This is a genomic window from Ruegeria sp. D3, assembly GCF_056534465.1.
On record NZ_JBQFPK010000008.1, the window covers coordinates 1 to 25,852 of the forward strand.

Genomic DNA, 25,852 nt, shown 5'->3' on the forward strand with positions numbered 1-25,852 from the left:
CTGCGGTCAGCGTGGTTTTACCATGGTCAACGTGGCCAATCGTGCCGATGTTGACGTGCGGTTTTGTACGCTCAAACTTTTCCTTTGCCATGATGGCCTCCTTTTTCGGTAATGAAGGGAGCCCGTGAACCGGACCCCCTCAAATCTTTGGTTATGCGTATTTCGCCTGGATCTCGTCCGAGATGTTCTGCGGAACCGGATCGTAGTGATCGAACTGCATGGTGAACTGGGCACGGCCCGACGACATCGAACGCAGAGTGTTGATGTAGCCGAACATGTTCGCCAGCGGAACGAACGCATCGATCGCGATCGCGTTGCCGCGCGGTTCCTGACCAGACACCTGGCCACGACGCGAGGTCAGGTCGCCGATAATACCGCCGGTATATTCTTCCGGGGTGATCACTTCGACCTTCATGATCGGTTCCAGCAGTTTCGCGCCAGCTTTGCGCATGCCTTCACGCATACACATACGGGCCGCGATTTCGAACGCCAGAACGCTCGAGTCAACGTCGTGGAACTTACCGTCCAGCAGGGCAACCTTGAAGTCGATCACGGGGAAGCCAGCCAGCGGGCCGCTATCCATGACCGAGTTGATGCCTTTTTCAACACCCGGGATGTATTCCTTCGGAACGGCACCACCAACGATGCGGCTTTCGAACGAATAACCTTCGCCTGGCTCGGTCGGCTGGATTTCCAGCTTAACTTCACCGAACTGACCCGAACCACCCGACTGTTTCTTGTGGGTGTAGGTGTGCTCGACCGGCATCGAGATGGTTTCACGATAGGCCACCTGCGGTGCACCAATGTTCGCTTCAACCTTGAACTCGCGCTTCAGACGGTCAACCAGGATGTCCAGGTGAAGTTCGCCCATGCCCTTCATGATGGTCTGACCGGATTCCAGGTCAGTTTCCACACGGAAGGACGGGTCTTCGGCGGCCAGACGGGCCAGACCCTGGGACATCTTCTCTTGGTCGCCCTTGGTTTTGGGCTCAACCGCGATCTCGATCACCGGATCGGGGAAGGTCATGGTTTCCAGAACGACCGGCTCTTTCGCGTCACACAGGGTGTCACCGGTGGTGGTGTCTTTCAGACCCGCCAGCGCGATGATGTCGCCTGCAAACGCTTCTTCTATCTCTTCCCGGTTGTTCGAGTGCATCATCATCATACGACCGATGCGCTCTTTTTTACCTTTGGTCGAGTTCAGGATCGAGTCACCCTTGTTCATGGTGCCCGAGTAGATCCGGGTGAAGGTCAGCGAGCCAACGAAGGGGTCGTTCATGATTTTGAACGCCAGACCCGAGAAGGCCATGTCGTCATCAGCACGACGGGCGATGTCACGAACTTCTTCCTCGTCGCCGGGTTTAAAGCCCATGTAATCAACAACGTCCAGCGGGCTGGGCAGATAGTCGATCACAGCGTTGAGCAGAGGCTGAACGCCTTTGTTCTTGAACGCCGAACCACCCAGAACCGGAACGAACGCGATGTCCAAAGTACCTTTGCGCAGCAGGGCGCGCAGGGTCGGAACGTCGGGCTCATTGCCTTCCAGGTATTCCATCATCGCGTCGTCGTCCATTTCGACGGCCGCTTCGATCATCTTGCCGCGCCATTCGTCAGCCATGTCTTTCAGGCTGTCGCGGATCGGCGCTTTGATCCAGCTTGCGCCCAGATCTTCGCCCTGCCACAGCCACTCTTCCATGGTGACCAGATCGATCAGACCTTCCAGCTCGGACTCGGCGCCGATCGGAATGCCAACCGGAACAGCGCGTGCGCCGGTGCGCTCTTCGATCATGCGAACGCAGTTGAAGAAGTCTGCGCCGATCTTGTCCATTTTGTTGACGAAAACCATACGCGGAACCTTGTAGCGGTCAGCCTGACGCCACACAGTTTCGGTCTGGGGCTCAACACCAGCGTTTGCGTCCAGAACGCAGACGGCACCGTCGAGAACCGCCAGCGAGCGCTCAACTTCGATGGTGAAGTCAACGTGGCCGGGGGTGTCGATGATGTTCAGGCGGTGCTTGGGGGTATCGGCGGTTTTACCGTCCTCGGTGCGCTCCCAGAAAGTGGTGGTCGCAGCCGACGTGATGGTGATGCCGCGTTCCTGCTCCTGCTCCATCCAGTCCATGGTGGCTGCACCATCGTGCACCTCACCGATGTTGTGGGATTTACCAGTGTAATACAGGATACGCTCCGAGCAGGTGGTCTTACCTGCGTCGATGTGCGCCATGATACCGAAGTTACGGTATAGTTCGAGCGGATATTCGCGTGCCATTTTGGATAAGCCTCTGGATTACCAACGGTAGTGGCTGAAGGCTTTGTTCGCCTCGGCCATCTTGTGGGTGTCTTCGCGCTTCTTCACGGCAGTACCGCGGGACTGTACAGCGTCCAGCAGCTCACCGGCGAGGCGTTCTTCCATGGTGTTTTCGTTGCGGCCACGGGCGGCGGTGATCAGCCAGCGGATGGCCAGTGCTTCGCGGCGCTCGGGGCGGACTTCGACCGGAACCTGATAGGTTGCACCACCAACCCGGCGCGAGCGAACCTCGACCGACGGTTTGATGTTGTCGAGCGCTTCGTGGAACACTTCGACAGGTGCGCGCTTGATCTTGTTCTCAACGCGATCAAACGCGTTGTAGACGATGCGCTCTGCGACCGACTTCTTGCCGTCGATCATCAGGTTGTTCATGAATTTGGTCAGAACCTTGTCGCCAAATTTGGCGTCAGGCAGGACTTCGCGTTTTTCGGCGGCGTGACGACGTGACATATCAGCCTCTCCTTCTTACTTGGGACGCTTCGCGCCGTATTTCGAACGGCGTTGCTTACGATCTTTGACGCCCTGAGTATCCAGAACACCGCGCAGGATGTGGTAACGCACACCGGGAAGGTCTTTTACACGGCCGCCACGGATCAGAACAACCGAGTGTTCCTGCAGGTTGTGGCTTTCACCGGGGATGTACGAGATGACCTCGAACCCGTTGGTCAGGCGCACCTTGGCAACCTTACGCATAGCCGAGTTCGGCTTTTTCGGTGTGGTGGTGTACACACGGGTGCAGACGCCGCGTTTCTGCGGGCACTGCTCCAGGTGCATGGACTTCGAGCGTTTTACTTTGGGCTGCCGCGGCTTGCGGATCAGCTGTTGAATAGTTGGCATTCCGGTTTCTTCCCCGTTTTGCAACACACATGACATGCACGCGCATTGCGTGCGGTTAAACTTTGCTGCACTCATGCGTCCACAAGCGCAAAACCCGCGAGCGTTCCCATTCCGAGGTGAACGTCGCGGTTGGTTATCAGAGGACGCGAACTGCAAAATTGTCCGGGTCTTGACCAGTCCATTACTGAGATCGGTTTTGGGGCGGCCCCCGGTACCGAGATGGGCGCGTAATAGGGGGAGTCGGCGCAAGTGTCAACAGTACACCGGACCCACCGCACGACAGGCCGCTTTGCGCTCATATACCCGGTCCGATTGTCGGCCGCCAGTGCTGCTAACCATTGCGGGCTCTGGGGCGCAGGGGCATAGTCGGGCGCAACGCCACGCACCACGGATGACCCATGCAAATCATCGGCCTGTGCCGCTTTTCCTACCCCGCCCATGGCGGCTTTCAGGTCGAACATGACACGACCGAGGAACGGCGCGCCTATCTCTACCACCCTACCCGGCTGGAAGAGAGGTTTCGCCTGTTCGAAACCACCACCCTGCCCTGTCTGCGCGAACAGACGGATGAGGATTTCCAATTGTTCATCGTGATCGGGGATTGCCTGCCGAAACCCGCATTTGATCGGCTGCACGACCTGACCGCAGGCATGAAACAGGTGCAGATCATCGCCCGTCGTCCCATGCGCCACCGCCGGGTGATGAAAGAGATCCTGAACGCTGCGCGTCACGATCCCAACGCGCCCTGCATCCAGTTCCGTCATGATGATGACGACGCCGTGTCGGTGGATTTCGTCGAACGGCTACGAATCGCCGCTGACGAAGGCGGCGCGCTGATGCGCAACCACAAAACGGTCGCCATCGACTATAACCAAGGGTTCCTGGCGCGGTTCGGGCCCGAGGGCATTCACGCCGCGCAGGTGTTTCAACCGCTGCTGGGGATCGGGTTTGCCATGTACGTTCGGGGCGGAAGCGATCTGACAATCATGAATTTCGGGCATCACCGGATCGGAAACTACATGCCGGTGATCAGCTATCCCGATGCGCCGATGTGGGTGCGCACACTAAATTCGTTCAACGATTCACCTCATGCCCGCAAAAGCAACACCCAGCTTGCCCCCCTGACCCTCGAACAAGAGGGCGAGTTCATCGCCCGCTTTGCCATCGATCAGGACGCCGTGCGGAAAGTTCACTCGGCTGAATGAGCCGCGCGTTCGCGGAATAGAGTAAACAGCCCGGCGCCCACGACCAAAACGGCGCCAGCCATAGTGACGGCATCAGGCCAATCTCCGAATACGACCCAGCCCAACGCAAGCGCCCACAGCAGACTGGAATAACGGAAAGGAGCGATGAAACCCACATCGCCCTCACGCATGACCATGACGCTGCACAGATACCCGATCAGCACAAACACCGCAGCGCAGGCGATCATCACCCCCGCGTCGAATGGGACAGGTTGCCAGCCCGTGGTCGCAGAGGCGATCCCGGCCGACACCGTAATGGTAACCGATGTCGCCAGCGTCACCGTCAGCGAAGGCACATGAACGGACATGCGCCGCGTGAACAGATCCCTCACAGTGACGGACAATACCGCAATCAGAGCGTAGATGGCATAGATGCTGAAACCTTCGGGGCCCGGCCGGACGATCAGCAGCATGCCAGTAAAGCCCAACCCGATAGCCACGATCCGCCGCCAACCGATTTTCTCCCGAAAGAACAGCACCGCGCCCAAAGTCACTGTCAGTGGTAGCGCCTGCAACACAGCGGTCACATTGGCCAATGGCATGTGCAACAACGCAGTCAAAAAGAAGAACGTGGCCGACAACTCGGCTAGACAACGCGCGGCGATCAGCCATTTGTCGTGGCGTGGAAAGTTCAGATGCAAAGCCCCCAAATGCCGCGCCAACAGATAGACCAGCACTGTCGCCAAAGCCCCGCGCATCGCCACCATCTGGAACAAAGGCACCTGCTCCCCTGCCAGCTTGATCAGCGTATCATTGATGGTAAAGCCCGCCATGCTGCCCATCATCAGCAGGGCGCCTTTTACGTTTGGAGACATGGAAACAGAACTCAGATATTTTCGTGTTCATTCGCGGGGATGACGCGCTGCAAGTCAATAGACGTGGCTGGAAAAGTGAATTGCAAATCGCGCCAATGTGTTGAACGGTTTGACCATTCTAAAGCCAATTTTCTGGAGACACTGTGTTTGAGAAGAATTCTCAAGGTTTTGGTCAGCGACCACATCGCTACCAAACCCGTGGTGATCAGCCGCAACCAAAGGCGCCCGTGACACAGTCGAAAACCCGCAGACCTCAGCCTGGCCCGACCCCTATCAGATTTGACTTAGTGTTTTGGGGCGCTCTCAGCTCGTTTGTTGTGTTTTTCCTATTTTTCAACCTTCAAGCAATTTCTGATCTGGCACCGGAATCCGTGAAAAACGGTGACACGCCGGGCGCGTTTGGAGTGCCTGCTGCCATATTGACCATTGTTTGGATCGCCGCCATTCCAGTCTTGTTTGTTCGCGGCGTCTATCGAAGTGCGCTAAGCGGAAAACTACTTCTTAATTGGTTTGCGACGGGCGCGTTTGTGGGGGTTGCGCTTGGCGTTCTGTTCCTGAATCTGAGCACTTGAACGCACATCTGTCGCATTGCCTGAGCCCACCGCGCGCCTTTTTTTGATACGATCGGCGCTCTGTTCGGCAAGACCACAACAACAAAAAAGGCCCCGCGTTTCCGCAGGGCCTGTTCTTTGTTCTGAAACCGCGTTTATTCGCGGCTTTCGGGGGCGTCAACCACGATGTCCAGCTCATCACCGACCATGTCGTCGTCAATAACCGGAGCAGCCAAAGCAGCGGCTGCTTCGGCCTCTTCCCGGCGCGCCTCGATGACGACGTTGTCGCGACCTTGGGCCACCTGACGCACGGCCTGCGTCGCGCCACCGGTACCAGCGGGGATCAGACGACCAACGATGACGTTTTCTTTCAGGCCAACCAGCTTGTCCTTCTTGCCCTGAACCGAAGCCTCGGTCAGCACACGGGTGGTTTCCTGGAACGACGCCGCCGAGATGAACGAACGCGTTTGCAGCGAGGCTTTGGTGATCCCCAGAAGGATCGGCTCGCCCTGTGCCGGACGACCACCGCGGGCGATGGTCTTCTCGTTGGCCGCGTCGAACTCTTGCTTGTCGACATGTTCGCCTTTCAGCAGGGTGGTGTCGCCTGAATCCAGGATCTCCCACTTCTGCAGCATCTGGCGCACGATGACCTCGATGTGCTTGTCGTTGATCTTCACGCCCTGCAGACGATACACGTCCTGCACCTCGTCGATCATGTAATCCGCCAGCGCTTCGACACCCATGATGGACAGGATGTCATGCGGAGCCGGGTTACCGTCCATCAGGTACTCACCCTTCTGGATGAAGTCCCCTTCGGCGACCGGGATGTGCTTGCCCTTGGGCACCATGTATTCAATGGTCTCCAAGGACTCGTCAGCCGGTTCGATGCTGATGCGGCGCTTGTTCTTGTAGTCGCGGCCAAAGCGCACGTAACCATCGGCTTCTGCGATGATCGCGTGATCTTTCGGACGACGCGCTTCGAACAGTTCGGCCACACGCGGCAGACCACCGGTGATGTCCTTGGTCTTGGCACCTTCACGCGGGATACGCGCGACAACGTCACCAGCTTCGACAGTTTGACCATCTTCGACCGACAGGATCGCATCCACCGACATCGGATAGTGAACCGGGTTGCCCGCATCGTTGCGGACTGGTTCGCCATCTTCACCGACCAGAATGATCTCGGGCTTGAGGTCGCTGCCTTTGGGGGCGGCGCGCCAGTCGATCACGATCTTCTGGGTCATGCCGGTTGCATCGTCGGTCTCATCTCGGACAGCGATGCCCGAAACAAGGTCAACATATTTCGCGGTACCGGCTTTTTCGGCGATGATCGGCAGAGTGTAGGGATCCCATTCATACAGCTTGTCGCCGCGAGCAACCTTGTCGCCATCCTTGACGAACAGCTTGGAGCCGTAGCCCAGCTTGAAGCTGGCCCGCTCTTCGCCGTGTTCGTCGTTGATCACCAGCTTCATGTTCCGGCCCATGACCAGGCTTTCGCCTGCGGCATTGATCAGAATCTGCGGGTTCTCGAACGCGACAACACCTTCTTGGTTCGCTTCCTGGAACGACTGCTGACCACCTTGCGCAACGCCACCGATGTGGAAGGTCCGCATGGTCAGCTGTGTACCGGGTTCACCGATCGACTGCGCGGCGATGATGCCGACAGCCTCACCCGTGTTCACCATGGTACCGCGTGCAAGGTCACGGCCGTAGCAGGTGGCACAAACGCCTTCCTCGGACTCACAGGTCAGAGGCGAGCGGATGCGCATCGAGGCAACGCCAGCTTCGTCAATGGTGTCGGCCATGCGTTCGTCGATCAACTGACCGGCTGCAACCAGAACCTCATCGGTGCCCGGACGCAGAACGTCGTCGGCAGATACACGGCCCAGCACGCGCTCGGCCAGCGAGGCAACAACCTCACCGTCATTCACGGCGGCTTCGGCAGTGATCGCACGTTCGGTGCCACAGTCGATCTCACGAACGATACAGTCTTGCGCCACATCCACCAGACGACGGGTCAGGTAACCCGAGTTCGCCGTCTTCAGAGCGGTATCCGAAAGACCCTTACGGGCACCGTGGGTCGAGTTGAAGTACTCGAGAACGGTCAGACCTTCTTTAAAGTTCGAGATGATCGGCGTCTCGATGATGTCACCGTTCGGCTTGGCCATCAGGCCGCGCATACCGCCCAGCTGTTTCATCTGAGTGACCGAGCCACGCGCACCCGAGTGGGCCATCATGTAGACCGAGTTCGGTTCCTGCTCAGAGCCATCCGCTGCCCGATCCGACGACGAAATCGTCGACATCATGGCCTCGGTGACGCGGTCGTTACACTTCGACCAGGCATCGACAACTTTGTTGTACTTTTCGCCCTGAGTAATCAGGCCGTCCATGTACTGTTGTTCAAAGTCCTTCACCTGACCGCGGGTGTCATCAACAATGCCCCACTTGTCGTCCGGAATGACCATGTCGTCCTTACCGAACGAGATGCCCGCCTTGAACGCTTCTTTGAAGCCCATCGACATGATCTGGTCACAGAAGATAACCGACTCTTTCTGACCGCAATAGCGGTAGACGGTGTCGATCACCTGCTGCACTTCTTTTTTCCGCAGCAGACGGTTGACCAGCTCGAACGGTGCTTTGTTGTTCATCGGCAGCAATGCACCCAGACGCAGACGGCCCGGAGTGGTCTCGAAACGCTTCTGAACTTCGTTGCCTTCGTCGTCGATCTGCGTGATCCGCGCGGTGATCTTGGAGTGCAGGTGCACTTCGCCGGAATCCAGCGCGTGCTGAACTTCGTCGATCGAACCGAACACCTTGCCTTCGCCCGGCATGCCTTCGCGTTCCAGGGTCACATAGTAGAGACCCAGGATCATATCCTGCGACGGAACGATGATCGGCGCGCCGTTTGCAGGCGACAGAACGTTGTTCGTCGACATCATCAGAACACGCGCTTCCAACTGGGCCTCAAGGCTCAGCGGGACGTGAACGGCCATCTGGTCACCGTCGAAGTCGGCGTTAAAGGCCGAACAGACCAGCGGGTGCAGCTGGATGGCTTTACCTTCGATCAGAACGGGCTCGAACGCCTGAATGCCAAGACGGTGCAGCGTCGGCGCACGGTTCAGCATGACAGGGTGTTCGCGGATCACCTCGTCGAGGATATCCCACACTTCGGGACGCTCTTTCTCGACCAGTTTCTTCGCCTGTTTCACGGTCGAAGACAGACCTTTGGCTTCGAGGCGCGAGTAGATGAACGGCTTGAACAGCTCCAGCGCCATCTTCTTGGGCAGACCACACTGGTGCAGCTTGAGTTCCGGACCGGTCACAATGACCGAACGGCCCGAGAAGTCGACGCGCTTACCCAGAAGGTTCTGACGGAAGCGACCTTGCTTACCTTTCAGCATGTCCGACAGCGATTTCAGCGGACGCTTGTTGGCGCCGGTGATCACGCGGCCGCGACGGCCGTTGTCGAACAGAGCATCCACGGATTCCTGCAGCATCCGCTTTTCGTTGCGGACGATGATGTCAGGCGCGCGCAGTTCGATCAGACGCTTCAGACGGTTGTTCCGGTTGATGACGCGGCGATACAGATCGTTCAGATCCGAGGTCGCGAAACGGCCACCATCCAGCGGAACCAGCGGACGCAGTTCCGGCGGAATGACCGGGATCACAGTCATCACCATCCACTCGGGGCGGTTGCCCGACTCGAGGAAGGATTCAACAACCTTCAGACGCTTAATGATCTTCTTGGGCTTCAGCTCGCCGGTTGCTTCGGCCAGATCAGCGCGCAGCTGCTCGGCTTCGGCTTCCAGATCGATCTGGGCCAGCATCTCACGGATGGCTTCGGCACCGATATTGGCGGTGAACGCGTCCATGCCGTAAGCATCCTGCGCATCCATATACTCTTCTTCGGTCAGCATCTGGCCATAGGTAAGGTCAGTCAGACCGGGCTCGATGACGACGTAGTTTTCAAAGTACAGAACGCGTTCCAGATCGCGCAGCGTCATGTCCAGCATCAGACCGATACGGGACGGCAGCGACTTCAGGAACCAGATATGTGCAACAGGCGCAGCCAGTTCGATGTGGCCCATACGCTCGCGGCGGACTTTCTGCAGGGTGACTTCCACACCACATTTCTCGCAGACAACGCCGCGATACTTCATCCGCTTATATTTGCCGCACAGACATTCGTAGTCTTTGATCGGGCCAAAGATACGCGCGCAGAACAGGCCGTCACGTTCAGGCTTGAACGTCCGGTAGTTGATGGTTTCGGGTTTCTTGATCTCGCCATAGGACCAAGACAGAATCCGCTCGGGCGACGCCAACGAGACCTTGATCTCGTCAAAGACCTTCGGGGGCGTCAGCGGGTTGAACGGGTTGTTGGTGATTTCCTGGTTCATTTGTTACCTCAAATCTTGCGGAAGGGGGGACGGGAGAAAGGGCAGCGCCCTTACTCCTCAACCTCCGCATCCAGGAGTTCCATATTCAGGCCGAGGCCACGGACTTCTTTAACCAGAACGTTGAACGATTCCGGTACGCCCGCTTCAAAGTTATCCTCGCCCTTGACGATCGACTCATAGACCTTGGTCCGGCCGGCGACGTCATCCGATTTCACCGTCAGCATCTCTTGCAGGGTGTAGGCGGCGCCGTAAGCTTCCAGAGCCCAGACCTCCATCTCACCAAAGCGCTGACCACCGAACTGCGCCTTACCACCCAGCGGCTGCTGGGTTACCAGGCTGTACGGCCCGGTCGAACGCGCGTGGATTTTGTCGTCCACAAGGTGGTGCAGTTTCAGCAGGTACTTGATGCCCACGGTGACCGGACGTGCAAATTGCTCACCGGTGCGACCGTCGAACAGAACCGACTGACCGCTTTCCGAGAAGCCCGCACGCACCAGCGCGTCGTTGACGTCCGCCTCTTTGGCACCGTCAAAGACCGGGGTTGCGATCGGAACACCGCGGGTCACGTTGCCCGCAGCCTCGATCAGGCCATCCTCGTCCAGACCGGTGATGCCTTCTTCGTAGACATTCTCGCCATAGGCCAGCTTCATCGCTTCGCGCACCGGGGTCAGATCGCCGGACCGGCGGTATTCACCCAGAGCCTCATCGATGTTCAGACCCAGACCGCGCGCGGCCCAACCCATGTGGGTTTCAAGGATCTGACCAACGTTCATACGCGAAGGCACACCCAGCGGGTTCAGACAGAAGTCAACCGGCGTACCATCGGCAAGGAACGGCATGTCTTCCATCGGAACAACCTTGGAGATCACACCTTTGTTCCCGTGACGACCGGCCATCTTGTCGCCCGGCTGCAGCTTACGCTTCACGGCGATGAAGACTTTGACCATCTTCATCACACCCGGGGGCAGGTCATCGCCACGGCGGACCTTTTCGACCTTGTCTTCGAAACGGGCGTCCAGAGCACGCTTTTGCACTTCGTACTGCTCGTTCAGAGCCTCGACGATCTGTGCGTCCTGCTCACCTTCCAGCGCCAGTTGCCACCACTGACCACGGGTCAGGGTTTCCAGCAGCTCCTCGGTGATCACCGAGCCCGGCTTGACGCCTTTCGGGCCTTTCACAGCGGTTTTACCCAGGATCAGGCCCTGCAGACGCGCATAGATGTTGCGGTCCAGGATCGCCAGCTCGTCGTCCCGGTCACGGGCCAGACGTTCGACTTCCTCACGCTCGATCTGCAGCGCACGCTCGTCTTTCTCGACGCCGTGACGGTTGAAGACGCGGACCTCAACAACCGTACCGTAATCGCCCGGCTTTACACGCAGCGAGGTGTCGCGCACGTCAGATGCTTTTTCACCAAAGATAGCGCGCAGCAGCTTTTCTTCCGGGGTCATCGGGCTTTCGCCCTTCGGAGTGATCTTGCCGACCAGAATATCGCCCGGCTCAACATCCGCACCGATGTAAACGATGCCCGCCTCGTCGAGGTTGCGCAGCGCTTCTTCACCGACGTTCGGGATGTCGCGAGTGATCTCTTCCGGGCCCAGCTTCGTGTCACGGGCGGCGACTTCGAATTCCTCGATATGGACCGAGGTAAAGACGTCGTCACGCGCGATACGTTCCGAGATCAGGATCGAGTCTTCGTAGTTGTAACCGTTCCACGGCATAAACGCGACGACCACGTTCTTACCAAGGGCCAGTTCACCCATATCGGTCGACGGACCGTCGGCAATGACTTCGCCCTTCTGGACGGTGTCACCCACCTTGATCAGCGGACGCTGGTTGATACAGGTGTTCTGGTTCGAACGCTGGAATTTGCGCAGACGATAGATGTCAACGCCAGCGTCGCCCAGTTCCAGATCCTCGGTCGCGCGGATAACGATACGCTGAGCATCAACCTGGTCGATGATACCGGCGCGTTTCGCCTGAATCGCAGCGCCTGAGTCGATCGCAACCTTTTCCTCGATCCCGGTACCGACCAGCGGCGCCTCGGCCCGCAGCAGCGGAACCGCCTGACGTTGCATGTTCGAGCCCATCAGAGCGCGGTTGGCGTCGTCATTTTCAAGGAACGGGATCAGCGATGCAGCGACCGAAACCAGCTGTTTCGGCGACACGTCGATCAGGTCAACATTCTCACGCGGGGCAAGCGTGTAGTCACCAGCCTGACGGGTCGAAACCAGATCGTTGATGAACTTGCCATCCGCATCCAGCGTCGCGTTCGCCTGCGCCACAGTGTGACGCATTTCCTCGGTCGCGGACATGTAGTGAACCTCATCGGTCACCTCAGCGTCTTTGACGACGCGGTACGGTGTTTCGATGAAGCCATACTTGTTCACGCGGGCAAAGGTGGCCAGCGAGTTGATCAGACCGATGTTCGGACCTTCGGGCGTTTCAATCGGGCACATCCGGCCATAGTGGGTCGGGTGCACGTCGCGCACCTCAAAGCCCGCACGCTCACGTGTTAGACCACCGGGGCCAAGCGCCGAGAGACGGCGTTTGTGGGTGACTTCCGACAGCGGGTTGGTCTGGTCCATGAACTGCGACAACTGCGACGAGCCGAAGAATTCACGAACAGCAGCAGCAGCCGGTTTCGCGTTGATCAGGTCCTGCGGCATGACGGTGTCGATCTCGACCGACGACATACGCTCTTTGATCGCGCGCTCCATGCGCAGCAGGCCAACGCGGTACTGGTTTTCCATCAGTTCGCCGACAGAACGCACACGACGGTTGCCCAGGTGGTCGATGTCGTCGATGTCACCTTTGCCGTCACGCAGTTCGACCAGCGCCTTGATGCAGGCCACGATGTCTTCGCGGCGCAGGGTGCGCAGCGTATCCGGCGCATCCAGGGCCAGACGCATGTTCATCTTCACACGGCCAACCGCGGACAGGTCATAACGCTCGCTGTCGAAGAACAGTGTGTCAAACAGAGCCGAGGCCGCTTCGACGGTGGGCGGCTCGCCGGGGCGCATGACGCGGTAGATGTCCATCAACGCAGTGTCGCGGCCCATGTTTTTGTCCTGCGCCATGGTATTGCGCATGTAAGGGCCGACATTGACGTTATCGATGTCCAGAACCGGGATGTCGGTGATACCGGCATCGATCAGTTCTTTGACGGTGCCACCGATCAGATCGCCGTCCTTGTCGTATTCAAGGGTCAGCTCATCACCGGCTTCGACATAAATCGCGCCGTTTTCTTCGTTGATGATGTCCTTGGCGACATATTTACCGACGATATTGTCGAAGGGCACCAGCAGGTCGGTGACCACGCCCTCTTCGATCAGTTTCTTGACCGCGCGCGGGGTAACTTTCTTGCCGGCTTCGGCAATCACTTCGCCCGATTTCGCGTCGATCAGATCGTATGTCGGACGGGTGCCGCGCACACGCTCGGGGAAGAATGGCGTGACCCAGCCTTTCTTCTTGTCCAGCTTGTAGGACACGGTGTTGTAATACGCGTCCATGATCGCTTCCTGATCCAGACCCAGCGCATAAAGCAGGGTTGTCACAGGCAGTTTACGGCGACGGTCGATACGGGCGAACACGATGTCCTTGGCGTCGAACTCAAAGTCCAGCCAGCTGCCGCGATACGGGATGATGCGGCAGGCGAACAGCAGTTTACCGGACGAGTGGGTCTTGCCCTTGTCGTGGTCAAAGAACACACCGGGCGAGCGGTGCATCTGGCTGACGATCACACGCTCGGTGCCGTTCACGATGAACGTGCCGTTCGGTGTCATCAGGGGCATATCGCCCATGAACACGTCCTGTTCTTTGATGTCTTTGACCGACTTCGCGCCGGTATCCTCATCGACATCAAACACGATCAGACGCAGAGTGACCTTCAGCGGCGCGCTGTAGGTCATGTCGCGCTGCATGCACTCTTCGACGTCGTATTTGGGTTTTTCCAGATCGTACTTCACGAACTCCAGCACGGAGGTTTCGTTGAAATCCTTGATCGGGAAAACCGACTGGAACACGCCTTTGATGCCTTCGCCGTCAGTGGGCTGTTCTGCATCGCCGGAGCGCAGGAAAAGATCATAAGAAGATTTCTGTACCTCAATGAGGTTCGGCATTTCCAACACTTCGCGGATTTTGCCGTAGTATTTACGAAGACGTTTCTGGCCAAGGAACGTTTGAGCCATGTCAGATGTCACCTTTCAAGTTCTCAGCGGGCAAAGACACCGTCGGGCCCCAGCATCCTGCACATTCGAGACGACACGTCCGGATCAATTCGTGGCCACCGTCCCGAAGGCGGCCTCCCGATCCGAAAACCGTGTCTTAGAAAACGCCCCACATCTTGAGGCCCTTTCTAAGACAGGTTCGGCTGGACCCGGATTTCTCCGGGCCCAGCCAAATTTTGCGGCGCATCAGCGATGCACCCGTCGGTTGGCTTAGGCCAGCTCGACTTCGGCGCCAGCTGCTTCCAGCTTGCCTTTGACTTCTTCGGCTTCGTCTTTCGACACGCCTTCTTTGATCTTGCCGCCAGCTTCGACCAGTTCTTTGGCTTCTTTCAGGCCCAGACCGGTGATGCCGCGAACTTCTTTGATCACGTTGATTTTCGAAGCGCCGGCGTTCTTCAGAACGACGTCGAATTCGGTTTTTTCTTCCTCAGCTGCGCCGCCGGCGTCGCCACCAGCTGCCATGACAACTGCGCCGCCTGCTGCGGGCTCGATGCCGTATTCGTCTTTGAGGATGGTTTTCAGTTCTTGTGCTTCCAGCAGGGTCAGACCCACGATGCTTTCTGCGAGTGCTTTCAGATCAGCCATTTTATCAGCTCTTTCCGTTTACAGTGTGTGTTCCAACGTCAGGGTGTTCACCCTACGCAGATCATTCAGTGCCAACCGCTTACGCAGCTTCCGCCTTCTCTTCGATGGTGGAAAGGATGCTTGCGATGTTGCTTGCAGGTGCGCCAATTGCACCGGCGATGTTCGAAGCAGGCGCGCCAAGCATACCCGCGATCGTAGCAATAAGCTCTTCACGCGACGGCATTTTCGACACGGCTGTAACACCAGCCCGGTCCAGAGCGTTCTCGCCCATTGCACCGCCAAGAATTTCGAACTTTTGGTTCTCTTTGGCGAAGTCCTCGGCCACCTTGGCTGCTGCCACGGGGTCCTCGGAATAGGTCAGAACGGTCATACCCGTCAGCAGGTCACCAATGCTTTCACATGGCTTTCCGTCGAGGGCGATTTTGGCGAGCCTGTTCTTGGCAACACGCACGGCACCACCCGCGTCACGAGCACGTGCGCGAAGGTCCTGCATCTCGGCAACTGTCAGACCGGCGTAATGGGCAACCACTACGACGCCAGAGCTTTCGAAGATTTGGCCGAGTTCCTCGACCACTTTCTCTTTCTGGGCTCTATCCACAGTTCTCTCCAAGTTTGGGATGTTGGACATCCCGGCTCATATTTGCAGAGGCCGAAACCCCTGCGTTCAGGTCCGTTGTTACGGGATTGGCCAAAATGCGCCCGAGGAATGCGACCCTCAGAATTCTTTGGTCTTACCCGTCTCAGGCAGGGAATTAAGACCTTTCGCAAGGTCACCCACCGTCTTGGACGAAACGAAATAAAGCGCACGACGAATCGCACGCTTTACTCCGCAAGTCTCTTTAGGGCAGATAGGCGGGGTTTCCAAGAGGTAAATCACATCAAATCGCTGCAATCCCTTCCCAGCGAGGCACCCTGTCCAAACTGTATTGTGCGGCATTGACATGTCATGCACGCTAAGGTCCTGTCTCGCGCACCCAAACCCCGGATAACACGCTGCAAATGCCGAAACTCTCCCCGCAAGAACACCGATTTGCGACAGGTTGCGTCAAAGAATTCTCTGCACATGGCAGGAACCTAAGCTTATCCGGGTTTGAATGCGTCTACCGATCGCATGATTTTGCTGACACCCGGTACCTACTGCGCCTGAGAACCGGTTCAGGGGAGTACGCCCTAAAGATTGATACAACCTCTCCGGAAACGGGTCGGTTGCAGAAGGAATATGACCTTCTGACGACCCTGTCGGCTTATTTCGAAGACACGCAGACTGTGCGGGTTGTTCGCCCTGTCCACATCTCACCCTCGCAGACGTTCTTCGTGACAGAGTATATCGACCGTCCAACCGCAGCGGATATTATTCACAGAAGCCCTGATGCGGATCAGGTCGCCCAGATTTATCGACGCGCCGGAGAATGGCTGCACCATTTGCACGCGTATCGCCCGCTACAGAAATACGGATTTCGACCGAAATGGATGCTCGACAACATTCAGGCCGCAGCGGCGCATGTCCCACAAGCGATTCAACACGAAAGCGCGGCAATGCTGGATGTGCTGACAAACGAAGCATGGAACCTCAGAGGCACTCTGGAAACGCAGGTGTTTTCACACGGTGATTTCCATGCACAGAACCTGATCGTCGGCCGAGGGCATATGATCGGTTTGGATTTCACCGAGGTCAGGGTGAAACTGGCCGCCTATGACATCGTGGACTTCCTGAAGTCCGATGTGTTTCGCGACGCTCCCCCTCAGGAAGTGGATCGCAGTGGCATTTTGAAAACAAACAAAGAGATGTTTTTCCGGCGTTACGAACACCCCATCCATATGGACATTCTGGACACCTGCATCCGAGGACGGTTGATTTTGGACTGGTTGGCACTGTGGCACTTAAACCATCGCTGCAGCCCGTTCGAGGAAGACAAACGGCACAGGCTGGGCAACCGACTGCGCATCACATTTCACGACAGTGTTGATTAACGCAACTTGCGCGCTGCTAACAACATTGTGTGATCGCAGCTGAAGAAATGGCTGGCAAAATCAGACCCAAGCAAATTAAATTGCGTACTGGATAAAGGTTTTGCCGGTTTCCAACCTAAAGCCTCCGCCTGGTTAACAAGTTTCTGTAAGGTTAAGTCGAGCACATGGTACTTCGCAGTTTTTTCGCTCAGGACAGCTCCAGCCTGATTGTGACCTCCAGTTCTTCTGGCGGTATCGTAGGCAACTCGATTATCAACAACTCGGATACTCCGGACGGGACCATCTTTTCCTTTTCTGGCGGCGGCGGGACGACCGTCACGCTGGACGACACCAGCGGCAGCCCGGATATTTTCAACGACGACCAGGCGGGCGGACATATCATCACGGATGGCGGCGGGATTGTCGCCGACGGTACGCCGGTCGAGTCAGAATCCATTATCGTCCTGCGCGCCCTGGACGGTGATGGCAACCCGGTCGGACCCGAAATCGAGGTCTACGTTTTTTCGCAAAACGGCGTCACCTCGGACGTTTGGGGATTTGCAACGTCTGCACCGCTGGACCCCGGAACATCCTATATCAAGGTTTCAGGATCTAACGCAGGCAGTTCGGCTTATGACGACTACATCCCCTGTTTTGGCCCAGGCACTCTGATCGCAACATCTGAAGGGGATGTCGATATCGCGCAACTCAGCCGTGGTCAGAACATCTGGACCCGCGATGCCGGTTTTCAGCCAATCATGTGGATCGACACGACCACAGTCCCCGGGCGCGGCGCCTTTGCACCTGTTGTGATTGAACAGGGGGCCATCGGAAACACCAAAAAACTTATTCTGTCACAGCAACATCGGGTTCTCGTCGCTTCGCCCGCGATAAGCATGCTGTTCGGGTCTTCTGAGGTTTTCGTTGCGGCCAAGCATCTTTGCAGCCTGCCGGGTGTTGAAATCCGCGAGATGGACAGGATCACCTACACGCATTTCATGTTCGACCAGCATCACATCGTTCGGTCGAACGGAGCGTTGACAGAAAGCTATTTCTTTGGCGAAAGCGCGAAACATGCCTTGTCCTTGGCGCAGCGAGCCGAGATTGTGGCCCTGTTCCCCTCGCTTGACCACGCAAGGGACGCCTTCCGTCACACTGCAGCCGCTACGATCAACGCCCGTGAAGCAGCAGTTCTAAGCGCGTATATGTGACCTGACAGGATGCAGGATGCCGCCAATCCCGGCATTTGCGCAACGCACCCGAACGCTGCATTGTCTGCAAATACGAATGCGGACGATTAATGCGAAGAGAAAAACCTTGGCATGTGGTGGAACTTTCAGGACTCGACCCTCGACAAAACAGCCTTGAAACTTTGGCCAGGTTTCGCCGCCCAGGCGGGGTTGTCGCGCCATGGCTGGAGGCTGACCAAACTGTCCCGCCGAGACGATCCGGAAAACTCTCGGATTGTTCTTCGCGCAAAACACAGGTCGGGTTTGTCTTACGCCTACAAGTTCCAGCTTAAACCCGAGTCGCAACAGGGGTTTGTCGCCCACCACATGCGCCAGGAACGAGCGTTTCATGCTCTGGGGGAAGACGCCACCCTGACCGCGCCCAAACCTATCCACGTGTCACAGGACGCTCAAACAAGCCTCTTTGAATACATAAGGGGTCACACCTTCGCTGAACTCGTCCGCAAGGCTGAGGGTCGGCCTGTCCAACAATTGGACCTTTTAAAACAAGCCGGGGTCTGGCTGGATGCCTATCACCGCACACAGATCGAAGAGCGGCGCATCTTTCAGCCCAAATATACGGTCTGCTACTATCAGGAGCTGGAAAAACAGATCACCGCAGGCATTGCAACCGTACCCGCACGGCAACTGTTTCTCGCCGGTATCCGACGGATCATCGAGCTGGCGCCACAGTTCGAAGGCCAGCAAACGATTTCGGCAATTCAGCACGGCGACTTTCACCTATTCAATCTGATACGAGACGACCAGCGGACACTCGGGCTTGACTTTTCCAGCGATCAAATGGCCCCGGTCGGACATGACATTTCAAAAGTCTTGCTGGATTTTACCACCCTGACCCGTTCTGCAAACGAGGTGGCGCCCGGCCGAGTCGTCCCCGAGGATGTCACTTCAGCTTTTTTCGAAGGGTATAAAATGGTCGGTCCAAATGATCCCAGCCTGGCTTTTCTTCTTTATCCACGCGTCTTGTCGACTTTGGCCCGCGTGCCACAGAAAAAGGCGCTGCGCACTGAGGCTAAACAAAGAACTCTGCGGCGGCTACGACCCTTTGCGAAAAGGGCTTTTCAGCCGGATCACTTTACAAATTGACACAAAAAATCCCGGGCAGTTCTCACCACCCGGGATCAAATCTTTGTAGTCGTGCGTAAAGGCTTATTCGCCCGCCGCAGCCGCCACATCCAGAGTCACGCCTGGGCCCATGGTCGAGCTCAGCGCGATTTTCTTCATGTAGGTGCCTTTGGCGCCCGACGGCTTGGCCTTGGCCACAGCCGAAACGAATGCGCGCACGTTTTCGGCCAGCTTGGCTTCGTCGAACGACGCTTTGCCAACGCCAGCGTGCACAACGCCGCCTTTTTCCGCCTTGAACTGAACTTCACCGCCCTTGGCTGCTTCCACGGCTGCTTTGACGTCCATGGTCACGGTGCCAACCTTGGGGTTCGGCATCAGGTTGCGGGGGCCCAGAACCTTACCCAGACGGCCAACGATGGGCATCATGTCCGGGGTGGCAATGCAGCGATCGAATTCGATGGTGCCGCCCTGAATGGTTTCCATCAGGTCCTCTGCGCCAACGATATCGGCGCCGGCTTCTTTCGCTTCGTCAGCCTTGGGGCCACGAGCGAATACCGCAACGCGCATCGCTTTACCGGTGCCGTTGGGCAGGCCAACAACGCCGCGAACCATCTGGTCAGCGTGACGGGTGTCAACGCCCAGGTTCATCGCGATTTCGATGGTCTCGTCGAATTTCGAGGTTGCGTTGGCTTTGACCAGGGCAACTGCGTCTTCGATCGACAGATTTTCCTTGCCGGCGACAGCTTCGCGCGCAGCGCGGGTGCGTTTACCAAGTTTTGCCATCTTACTTCACCTCGATGCCCATAGAGCGGGCCGAGCCCAGGATGATCTGCATTGCGCCTTCGACGTCGTTGGCGTTCAGATCTTTCATTTTGGCTTCGGCGATTTCACGAACCTGCTTCGAGGTCACGGTTGCCACGGTCTCACGACCTGGGTTTTCCGCGCCACGGGGGCGGTTACGCTTGCCAACCGGCTTCAGACCAGCTGCTTTTTTCAGGTAATAAGACGCGGGCGGCGTCTTGATGTCCATGGTGAAGGACTTGTCCTGATAATAGGTGATCACGGTGGGGCATGGGGCGCCGGGCTCCATGTCTGCAGTCTTGGCATTGAACGCCTTGCAGAATTCCATGATGTTGATGCCGCGCTGACCCAGCGCCGGACCAACTGGCGGCGACGGGTTCGCCTGACCTGCAGGAACCTGCAGCTTCATTGTACCAGCAAGCTTCTTGGCCATTTGGTTTTCCTTTCAACGTAGGTGAAACGCGTTCCACCCGGTTTATGTTGCGTGGTCCGATCCGGGATCGCGATCCCAACAACCTCCCACGAGAGAATCTCGCCCGAAGACGATAGAGGCGGCATTTACAGGGGAACGATGGGGTTGGCAAGTAGATGTCACCTTATTCCCAAGTGACCCTTTTTGTCTTGGTCCGACCTCAGTGTCAGTTAGAAAAGCCAAACAGAATAATTTACTTGAATACATAAGTTGCGCCAGAGAACAAGACGGGTATCTTGGAACTGCTTGATTGCAAAAGAGGTGATCGGGGATGGCATCATCTCGGCTTAACAAGGGGCTACTGATCTGCGTTTTCCTAGCGATGCTGCCGGGATGTGGCAGCAAGGCTCAGGATCAGGACGCCGCGTCCGAGACTACCGGCCAATCCAACGGGTCCAACAGTCCCGCGTCAACCGTCACGACGGGGATTGATCCTGCCAACTATGCCGGTCGGTTTCAGATAAAACTGACCAAGGAAGTTCCCCTGCGCGACATTCCCGTTCCTTTCACGGTTTACAGTGGCCTTGAAGAAGCCAGCCCCACAAGGTTGCAAATAAGGGCGTTCATGGACTTGCGCGGATTACAGGAAAAGGCGCCGCAGATTCTGACTGGCCCTCTGGAAGAAAGCTGCAAACGTCAGATCTATCTTGAGGTCCGCGATGTCACTGCCATAGGCGATACTGTAAAGGTCGAGGGTTCGGCCCGCGCTCAATTTACCAGGTGCAACCGGCGTGAAGAAGCTGGCATTCGTTATTTTGGGGCTACAGTCGATGCCGTTGCTGTCGCCAAGGCGGAAGTTAAAGGCCAGTGCCTGACATTCAGTATCGAAAATGTTGACCTCAACCCGCGTGGCTTTATCGGCGCCGTCAGCAATCTTTTTGGTTTGACCAACCGCATCAACGAAGCCGTGCTAGAAAAGGGTGGAGAGTTTTTGGCCGCAAACCCGGTCTGCCCGCCACTGCCCGAAGAATTCGCAGTTCTCGACCCAATCTACGAATCCGGCGGCACACGCGAAATTGCTCCGGGCGGGATGGGAGCCGCAGTTGTCGGATCGGCTGATGTCAGCGCCGAGACAATCGTCAAAGTCCTTGCGGGCCTAAAAGCGCTTGGTGTTTTGGAGTTTGCTGAATGAGACATTGGTTCATGATCTTGGTCTTGGCGGCAGCAGTTCCCGGCGTTCGCGCTCCTAGCGCTCAGCAGGTGAACTTTCTGATCGACGCTACCTTACCGGTGCGCGAAACAAAGCTCCCCTACACGCTGGACATGAAAATCACTGCCGCTGCCCCTACACGGATCGGGGTAAAAGCCCTTCTCGATCTCCGAGAGATACAAAAAACAGTGCCAGAGCAGTTGGCTGACAACGCGGTCATCGACAATTGCGGCCTGCAGGCCCGGCTGGATGACTTAAGCCTCAAAGCCCAAGACGACGCGATTGACTTGAATGGAGATGTAACCATCACAATCTTCGAATGCAGTCGAACCAGCGAGCGCGACTTTCAGCGGGGCGAACAAAAAAGAGCCATCCTGGCGAATATGTCCACCGCGGCGACCGTCGAGCTGCGCGACAATTGTGCTTATTTCAAACTCATTGATCTTACACTTACGGCCCCTGAAGAACAGCGCGAGCAACTTCTGAAGGACGACACTCTGGACTCAGTTAAGGAATTGATGCTGGCCGCTGTGGACCTTGTTTTGAACGAAACCCCATTGTGTCCGGAATTGCCAGTAGAACTCGCTTCACTCGATCCGGTTTACGAGAATGGCGGCCCGAAAGAAATCGGAGAAGGCGGGCTGGGTGTCTTTCTTGACGGATCCGTGGATTTCAGCCCGTCGACAATCCTCGACATTCTGACAGCCCTTCAACAAAATGAACTGATCCCAGGACCGCCATAGCTACACCGTTCTTTCCCTGCCATCGAAGTAGCCTGCCCCTTGCCTCCGGCCGCTAGAACTGGTTTGAAACAAAAAAACGCCGCGTTGCTCAAGGCATCGCGGCGCTTCGAATCTCGCAGCAGGTTAACTCAGCTCTGCTTGGTCACCTGCGTAAAGTCCAGCTCGACCGGGGTTTCGCGACCGAAGATCGAAACCGAAACCTTCAACTTCTGGTTCTCGTCGTCCACGCCTTCGACCATGCCGTCGAAATCCTCGAACGGGCCATCGTTGACCTTGACCTTCTCACCGACCTCGAAGGAGATCATCAGCTTGGGCGCTTCTTCGCCTTCCTGAACGCGGTTGAGGATCTGGTTCACCTCGGCATCACGCATCGGCATCGGACGGCCTTGCGGGCCCAGGAAGCCGGTGACGCGGTTGATCGAGTTCACTAGGTGATAGCCCTGATCCGACATCTCCATATGCACCAGCACATAGCCGGGCATGAAACGGCGTTCGGTGGTGACCTTTTTGCCCCGGCGCACTTCGATCACCTCTTCGGTGGGCACCAGCACTTCGTCGATATCGTCCTCAAGGCCGTGCTCTGCCACCGACGTGCGGATCTGTTCTGCGATCTTCTTTTCGAAATTCGAAAGAACGCTGACCGAGTACCACCGTTTCGCCATGAACCTGTCGTCCTTGTTTTTCTCAGGCAGCGGCAACGCGTGCCCGTGATTGAAATTCCATTACGTTACCCGGAATAAAAAGCGGCGCGCGGTCCGAATCGCCGCACGCCCATTCCGAATAGTTCCGCGTGACCTACAAGGACATCGCGTGCTGTGCAAGGGGGAAGCGGTGTTTCCACCCTGCCCGCGCGGGTTTAGCCGAACATGCCCAGGATCAGTTGCAGACCGCCACGAATGCCCAGATCGACCAGCGCAAAGAACACAGCGGTAAGGGCCGCCATGATGAACACCATGACCGTGGTCAGCAGAACCTCGCGACGCGTCGGCCAGACGACCTTTGCAACTTCGGCGCGGACTTGCTGAATGAACTGGATCGGATTCATGGTAGCCATTTGGCGGTGTTCTCTCTGCTAGCGGATGGGCCGGACATAACCGGGCATTGCGGCAATTTCAAGGGCTGTCAGGGCTTTGGCTTGTCGTCCCATTCATCGCTAAGGATGCGCCGCGCGTCGCCCTCGGGATCGTCATACTGGTTCGAGCGGACAGTATAGACAAACGCCACCAGCCCAACCCCTCCCAGAAACAGGGAAATCGGTATCAGATAGGCCAGAACTTCCATCGCTTTACCTTACCCGCAATGCGTTCAAAGACACGGTGATAGACGATGTCGACATCGCCAGTGCCGCAATCAGCGGCGTAGCCAGACCAACCACAGCCAACGGCACTGCGATGATATTATAGACGGTGGCGATGCGAAAGTTTTCGCGAATCCGTTTGGTTGCTTTGACTGCGGTGTCGCAGGCGTCGGCGATGGGTGACAGATCATTCCCCAGAAGCACAATGTCCGAGGCCACCCGCGCCGCATCCAGCGCCGAGGCCGGTGAGATCGACACATGCGCCGCCGCCAGCGCCGCCGTGTCGTTCAGCCCGTCGCCCACCATCAGCACGTGATGGCCCTGATCGCGCAGAGCCTCAACATGCGTGGCCTTGTCCTGCGGCAGGGCCTGCGCAATCCAGTTCTGAATCCCCAGCTTGCCCGCCAGCGCCTGAACCGCGCCTTGCGTATCGCCCGAGATCAGGATGACCTCTTTACCCGCATCACGCAGCGCCTGCACCGCCTCCACCGCGCCGGGGCGCAGAGCGTCCGAGAACAGGAATGCCGACGGCGCTTGCCCGGCGATTGCCAGCCATGCGGCGGTTTGATCGCCTTCTTCTGCGCCGGTCCATGCCGCCCGGCCCAAACGCACGCGTTGGCCACGATAGGTACCCTCAGTACCGTAGCCCGGAACCTCTGTGACCTCTTTCAGCGTGGCGGGCTTGATCCCTGCCTCGCGAGCGGCCTTGGTCAAAGCAACCGACAACGGGTGCGAGGACGCTTCGGCCAGTGCCAGCGCGACCTCAAGGTCGGATCTCGAATGATCGCCCAGATTGGTCAGTTCCGGAGTGCCAGAGGTCAGCGTGCCGGTCTTGTCGAAAACAACCGTATCAACCTCGGCCAGACGTTCCAGCGCGGTGGAGTGTTTGATCAGCATCCCTTTGCGGAACAACCGCCCCGAGGCCGCCGTGGTCACCGCAGGAACCGCCAGCCCCAGCGCACATGGGCAGGTGATGATCAGCACGGCGGCGGCGATGTTCAGCGCGGTACGGATATCGCCGGAATAGATATACCACCCTACAAAGCTGAGCGCCGACAGGATATGAACCCCCGGCGCATAAAGCTTGGCGGCCTTGTCGGCCAGCGAAGTATAGCGCGAGCGCCCCGATTCAGCGATGGCCACCAGATCGGCCATACGGTGCAGAGAAGTGTCCTCACCCACCGCCGTCGCGCGGATGGTCAGAGGGCCGGTCAGGTTGACCTCACCGGCGCTGACAGTCGTACCTGCCTCGGCAAAGACCGGCAGGGTTTCTCCGGTCAGCAGCGACCGGTCGAGCTCCGATTGACCCGAGACAATCTCGCCATCCACGGGCATCCGCCCGCCGGGGCGGATCAAGATCAGGTCGCCTACGCTCAGCGTGGCAACGGCGACCTCTTCCTCGATGCCATCCACGACCCGAATGGCGCGGGGGACTTCCAGCGCGGTCAGCTCCTCGGCCGCAGATCGGGCAGCAGCGCGAGTACGGTAATCCAGATAGCGTCCAGCCAGCAGGAAGAAGGTCAGCGTCAGGGCGGCGTCGAAATAGGCATGTTCACCGCTCAGCGCAGTTTCCCACAGCGATGTGACCAGCGCCAACAGGATCGCCAGTACGATTGGCACGTCCATATTCAGACGACGCACGCGCAAGGCCGACCAGGCATTCGCAAAGAAGGGCTGCGCAGAGAAAGCAACCGCAGGCAGCGCAATCGCCGCCGAAATCCAGTGGAACATGTCCCGAGTTGCATCCGCTGCCCCGGACCAGACCGAGACCGACAGCAGCATCACGTTCATCGAGGCAAACCCGGCCACCGCCAGCCGCATCAACAGATCCCGCCCCGCCTTGTCGGCTTGTGTGGCGGACAGGGCACCGGGGTCCAGCTCATGCGCCTCAAAGCCCGCGTTTTCCAGCACAGGGATCAGATCGGCGGCGCGCAGATCGGGCGCGGCTTTGATCATGGCGCGTTTCAGGGTCAGGTTGACGCGCGCATCCTCGACGCCGGGCGTGGCGTTCAGCGCACGCTCGACCGTCGCGATACAGGCCGAGCAATGGATACCTGGCAACGACAGCGCAATCTGCACGTCCTGAGGGATCGGCCGTGCCGGTTCTGCCGGGGCTGCGATACAACCCGGACAAGCCGCCGTACCGGAACTCATCTGCGCC

General features: G+C 57.7%; 22 protein-coding genes. 7 read left to right on the forward strand and 15 right to left on the reverse strand.

The features are described from left to right. The 4 genes from ACR0DX_RS12620 to rpsL all read right to left on the reverse strand — a co-directional run. Positions 1-91, reverse strand: a 91-nt coding sequence (locus tag ACR0DX_RS12620; protein ID WP_215675807.1) for a GTP-binding protein, incomplete at its 3' end; no start/stop codon positions are given. Between the two features lie 60 nt (positions 92-151). Beyond that, positions 152-2,269, reverse strand: coding sequence for an elongation factor G (fusA, locus tag ACR0DX_RS12625; protein WP_480846333.1), 2,118 nt, complete (start codon positions 2,267-2,269; stop codon positions 152-154). Positions 2,270-2,287: 18 nt separating this feature from the next. Beyond that, positions 2,288-2,758 carry a 30S ribosomal protein S7 gene (gene rpsG / locus ACR0DX_RS12630; RefSeq protein ID WP_039529242.1) on the reverse strand — a complete coding sequence of 157 codons (471 nt, stop codon included), beginning with the start codon at positions 2,756-2,758 and terminating at the stop codon, positions 2,288-2,290. 15 nt (positions 2,759-2,773) lie between these two features. Then, a complete protein-coding gene (gene rpsL, locus ACR0DX_RS12635; protein WP_005621086.1) occupies positions 2,774-3,145 on the reverse strand; it encodes a 30S ribosomal protein S12 in 372 nt (123 codons plus the stop codon). Between the two features lie 398 nt (positions 3,146-3,543). Here rpsL and ACR0DX_RS12640 point away from each other — a divergent pair, with 398 nt between their 5' ends. Beyond that, a complete protein-coding gene (locus tag ACR0DX_RS12640; RefSeq protein ID WP_170355295.1) occupies positions 3,544-4,350 on the forward strand; it encodes a putative rhamnosyl transferase in 807 nt (268 codons plus the stop codon). Here the strand turns inward: ACR0DX_RS12640 and ACR0DX_RS12645 are convergent. Continuing rightward, positions 4,335-5,204 (reverse strand): DMT family transporter, encoded by an 870-nt coding sequence (locus tag ACR0DX_RS12645; protein ID WP_480846335.1) that lies wholly within the window; start codon positions 5,202-5,204, stop codon positions 4,335-4,337. The two genes, ACR0DX_RS12640 and ACR0DX_RS12645, sit on opposite strands and share 16 nt — an antisense overlap. A 143-nt stretch (positions 5,205-5,347) precedes the next feature. Here ACR0DX_RS12645 and ACR0DX_RS12650 point away from each other — a divergent pair, with 143 nt between their 5' ends. Beyond that, positions 5,348-5,776: a hypothetical protein gene (locus ACR0DX_RS12650; RefSeq protein WP_170355297.1), complete on the forward strand. Its 429-nt coding sequence runs from the start codon at positions 5,348-5,350 to the stop codon at positions 5,774-5,776. A 134-nt stretch (positions 5,777-5,910) separates the two neighbouring features. Here ACR0DX_RS12650 and rpoC read toward each other — a convergent pair whose 3' ends face one another. The 4 genes from rpoC to rplJ all read right to left on the reverse strand — a co-directional run bounded on the left by rpoC (position 5,911) and on the right by rplJ (position 15,561). Next, the gene (gene rpoC / locus ACR0DX_RS12655) at positions 5,911-10,152 is read right to left on the reverse strand and encodes a DNA-directed RNA polymerase subunit beta' (protein WP_170355298.1); all 4,242 of its coding nucleotides are present in this window, start codon (positions 10,150-10,152) and stop codon (positions 5,911-5,913) included. 50 nt (positions 10,153-10,202) lie between these two features. Then, a complete protein-coding gene (gene rpoB, locus ACR0DX_RS12660; protein ID WP_170355299.1) occupies positions 10,203-14,339 on the reverse strand; it encodes a DNA-directed RNA polymerase subunit beta in 4,137 nt (1,378 codons plus the stop codon). Positions 14,340-14,588: 249 nt separating this feature from the next. After that, on the reverse strand, positions 14,589-14,963 hold the full coding sequence (rplL, locus tag ACR0DX_RS12665) for a 50S ribosomal protein L7/L12 (protein ID WP_037314964.1): 375 nt from the start codon (positions 14,961-14,963) through the stop codon (positions 14,589-14,591). 79 nt (positions 14,964-15,042) lie between these two features. Next, positions 15,043-15,561: a 50S ribosomal protein L10 gene (rplJ, locus tag ACR0DX_RS12670; protein ID WP_170355300.1), complete on the reverse strand. Its 519-nt coding sequence runs from the start codon at positions 15,559-15,561 to the stop codon at positions 15,043-15,045. A gap of 401 nt (positions 15,562-15,962) precedes the next feature. Here rplJ and ACR0DX_RS12675 point away from each other — a divergent pair, with 401 nt between their 5' ends. From ACR0DX_RS12675 to ACR0DX_RS12685, 3 genes are all read left to right on the forward strand, one after another. After that, on the forward strand, positions 15,963-16,934 hold the full coding sequence (locus tag ACR0DX_RS12675; protein ID WP_170355301.1) for an aminoglycoside phosphotransferase family protein: 972 nt from the start codon (positions 15,963-15,965) through the stop codon (positions 16,932-16,934). Between the two features lie 164 nt (positions 16,935-17,098). Next, positions 17,099-18,124 carry a Hint domain-containing protein gene (locus ACR0DX_RS12680; RefSeq protein ID WP_170355302.1) on the forward strand — a complete coding sequence of 342 codons (1,026 nt, stop codon included), beginning with the start codon at positions 17,099-17,101 and terminating at the stop codon, positions 18,122-18,124. A gap of 111 nt (positions 18,125-18,235) precedes the next feature. After that, on the forward strand, positions 18,236-19,249 hold the full coding sequence (locus tag ACR0DX_RS12685) for a phosphotransferase (RefSeq protein WP_170527410.1): 1,014 nt from the start codon (positions 18,236-18,238) through the stop codon (positions 19,247-19,249). Positions 19,250-19,312: 63 nt separating this feature from the next. On the opposite strand, the gene rplA is transcribed toward ACR0DX_RS12685, so the two are convergent. After that, on the reverse strand, positions 19,313-20,011 hold the full coding sequence (gene rplA, locus ACR0DX_RS12690) for a 50S ribosomal protein L1 (RefSeq protein WP_170355304.1): 699 nt from the start codon (positions 20,009-20,011) through the stop codon (positions 19,313-19,315). Between the two features lies 1 nt (position 20,012). Further along, positions 20,013-20,462, reverse strand: a complete 450-nt coding sequence (rplK, locus tag ACR0DX_RS12695) for a 50S ribosomal protein L11 (protein ID WP_010440985.1) — start codon at positions 20,460-20,462, stop codon at positions 20,013-20,015. Positions 20,463-20,772: 310 nt separating this feature from the next. Here rplK and ACR0DX_RS12700 point away from each other — a divergent pair, with 310 nt between their 5' ends. Further along, positions 20,773-21,633: a hypothetical protein gene (locus ACR0DX_RS12700; RefSeq protein WP_170355305.1), complete on the forward strand. Its 861-nt coding sequence runs from the start codon at positions 20,773-20,775 to the stop codon at positions 21,631-21,633. Positions 21,634-21,656: 23 nt separating this feature from the next. Then, the gene (locus ACR0DX_RS12705; RefSeq protein WP_170355306.1) at positions 21,657-22,394 is read left to right on the forward strand and encodes a hypothetical protein; all 738 of its coding nucleotides are present in this window, start codon (positions 21,657-21,659) and stop codon (positions 22,392-22,394) included. Between the two features lie 128 nt (positions 22,395-22,522). Here ACR0DX_RS12705 and nusG read toward each other — a convergent pair whose 3' ends face one another. The 4 genes from nusG to ACR0DX_RS12725 all read right to left on the reverse strand — a co-directional run bounded on the left by nusG (position 22,523) and on the right by ACR0DX_RS12725 (position 25,845). Then, a complete protein-coding gene (gene nusG / locus ACR0DX_RS12710) occupies positions 22,523-23,056 on the reverse strand; it encodes a transcription termination/antitermination protein NusG (protein WP_170355307.1) in 534 nt (177 codons plus the stop codon). A gap of 194 nt (positions 23,057-23,250) precedes the next feature. Further along, positions 23,251-23,448 (reverse strand): preprotein translocase subunit SecE, encoded by a 198-nt coding sequence (gene secE / locus ACR0DX_RS12715; RefSeq protein ID WP_170355308.1) that lies wholly within the window; start codon positions 23,446-23,448, stop codon positions 23,251-23,253. Between the two features lie 68 nt (positions 23,449-23,516). After that, the gene (gene ccoS / locus ACR0DX_RS12720; RefSeq protein WP_170355309.1) at positions 23,517-23,675 is read right to left on the reverse strand and encodes a cbb3-type cytochrome oxidase assembly protein CcoS; all 159 of its coding nucleotides are present in this window, start codon (positions 23,673-23,675) and stop codon (positions 23,517-23,519) included. Between the two features lie 4 nt (positions 23,676-23,679). Next, positions 23,680-25,845, reverse strand: a complete 2,166-nt coding sequence (locus ACR0DX_RS12725; RefSeq protein WP_170355310.1) for a heavy metal translocating P-type ATPase — start codon at positions 25,843-25,845, stop codon at positions 23,680-23,682. Positions 25,846-25,852 lie beyond the last annotated feature (7 nt).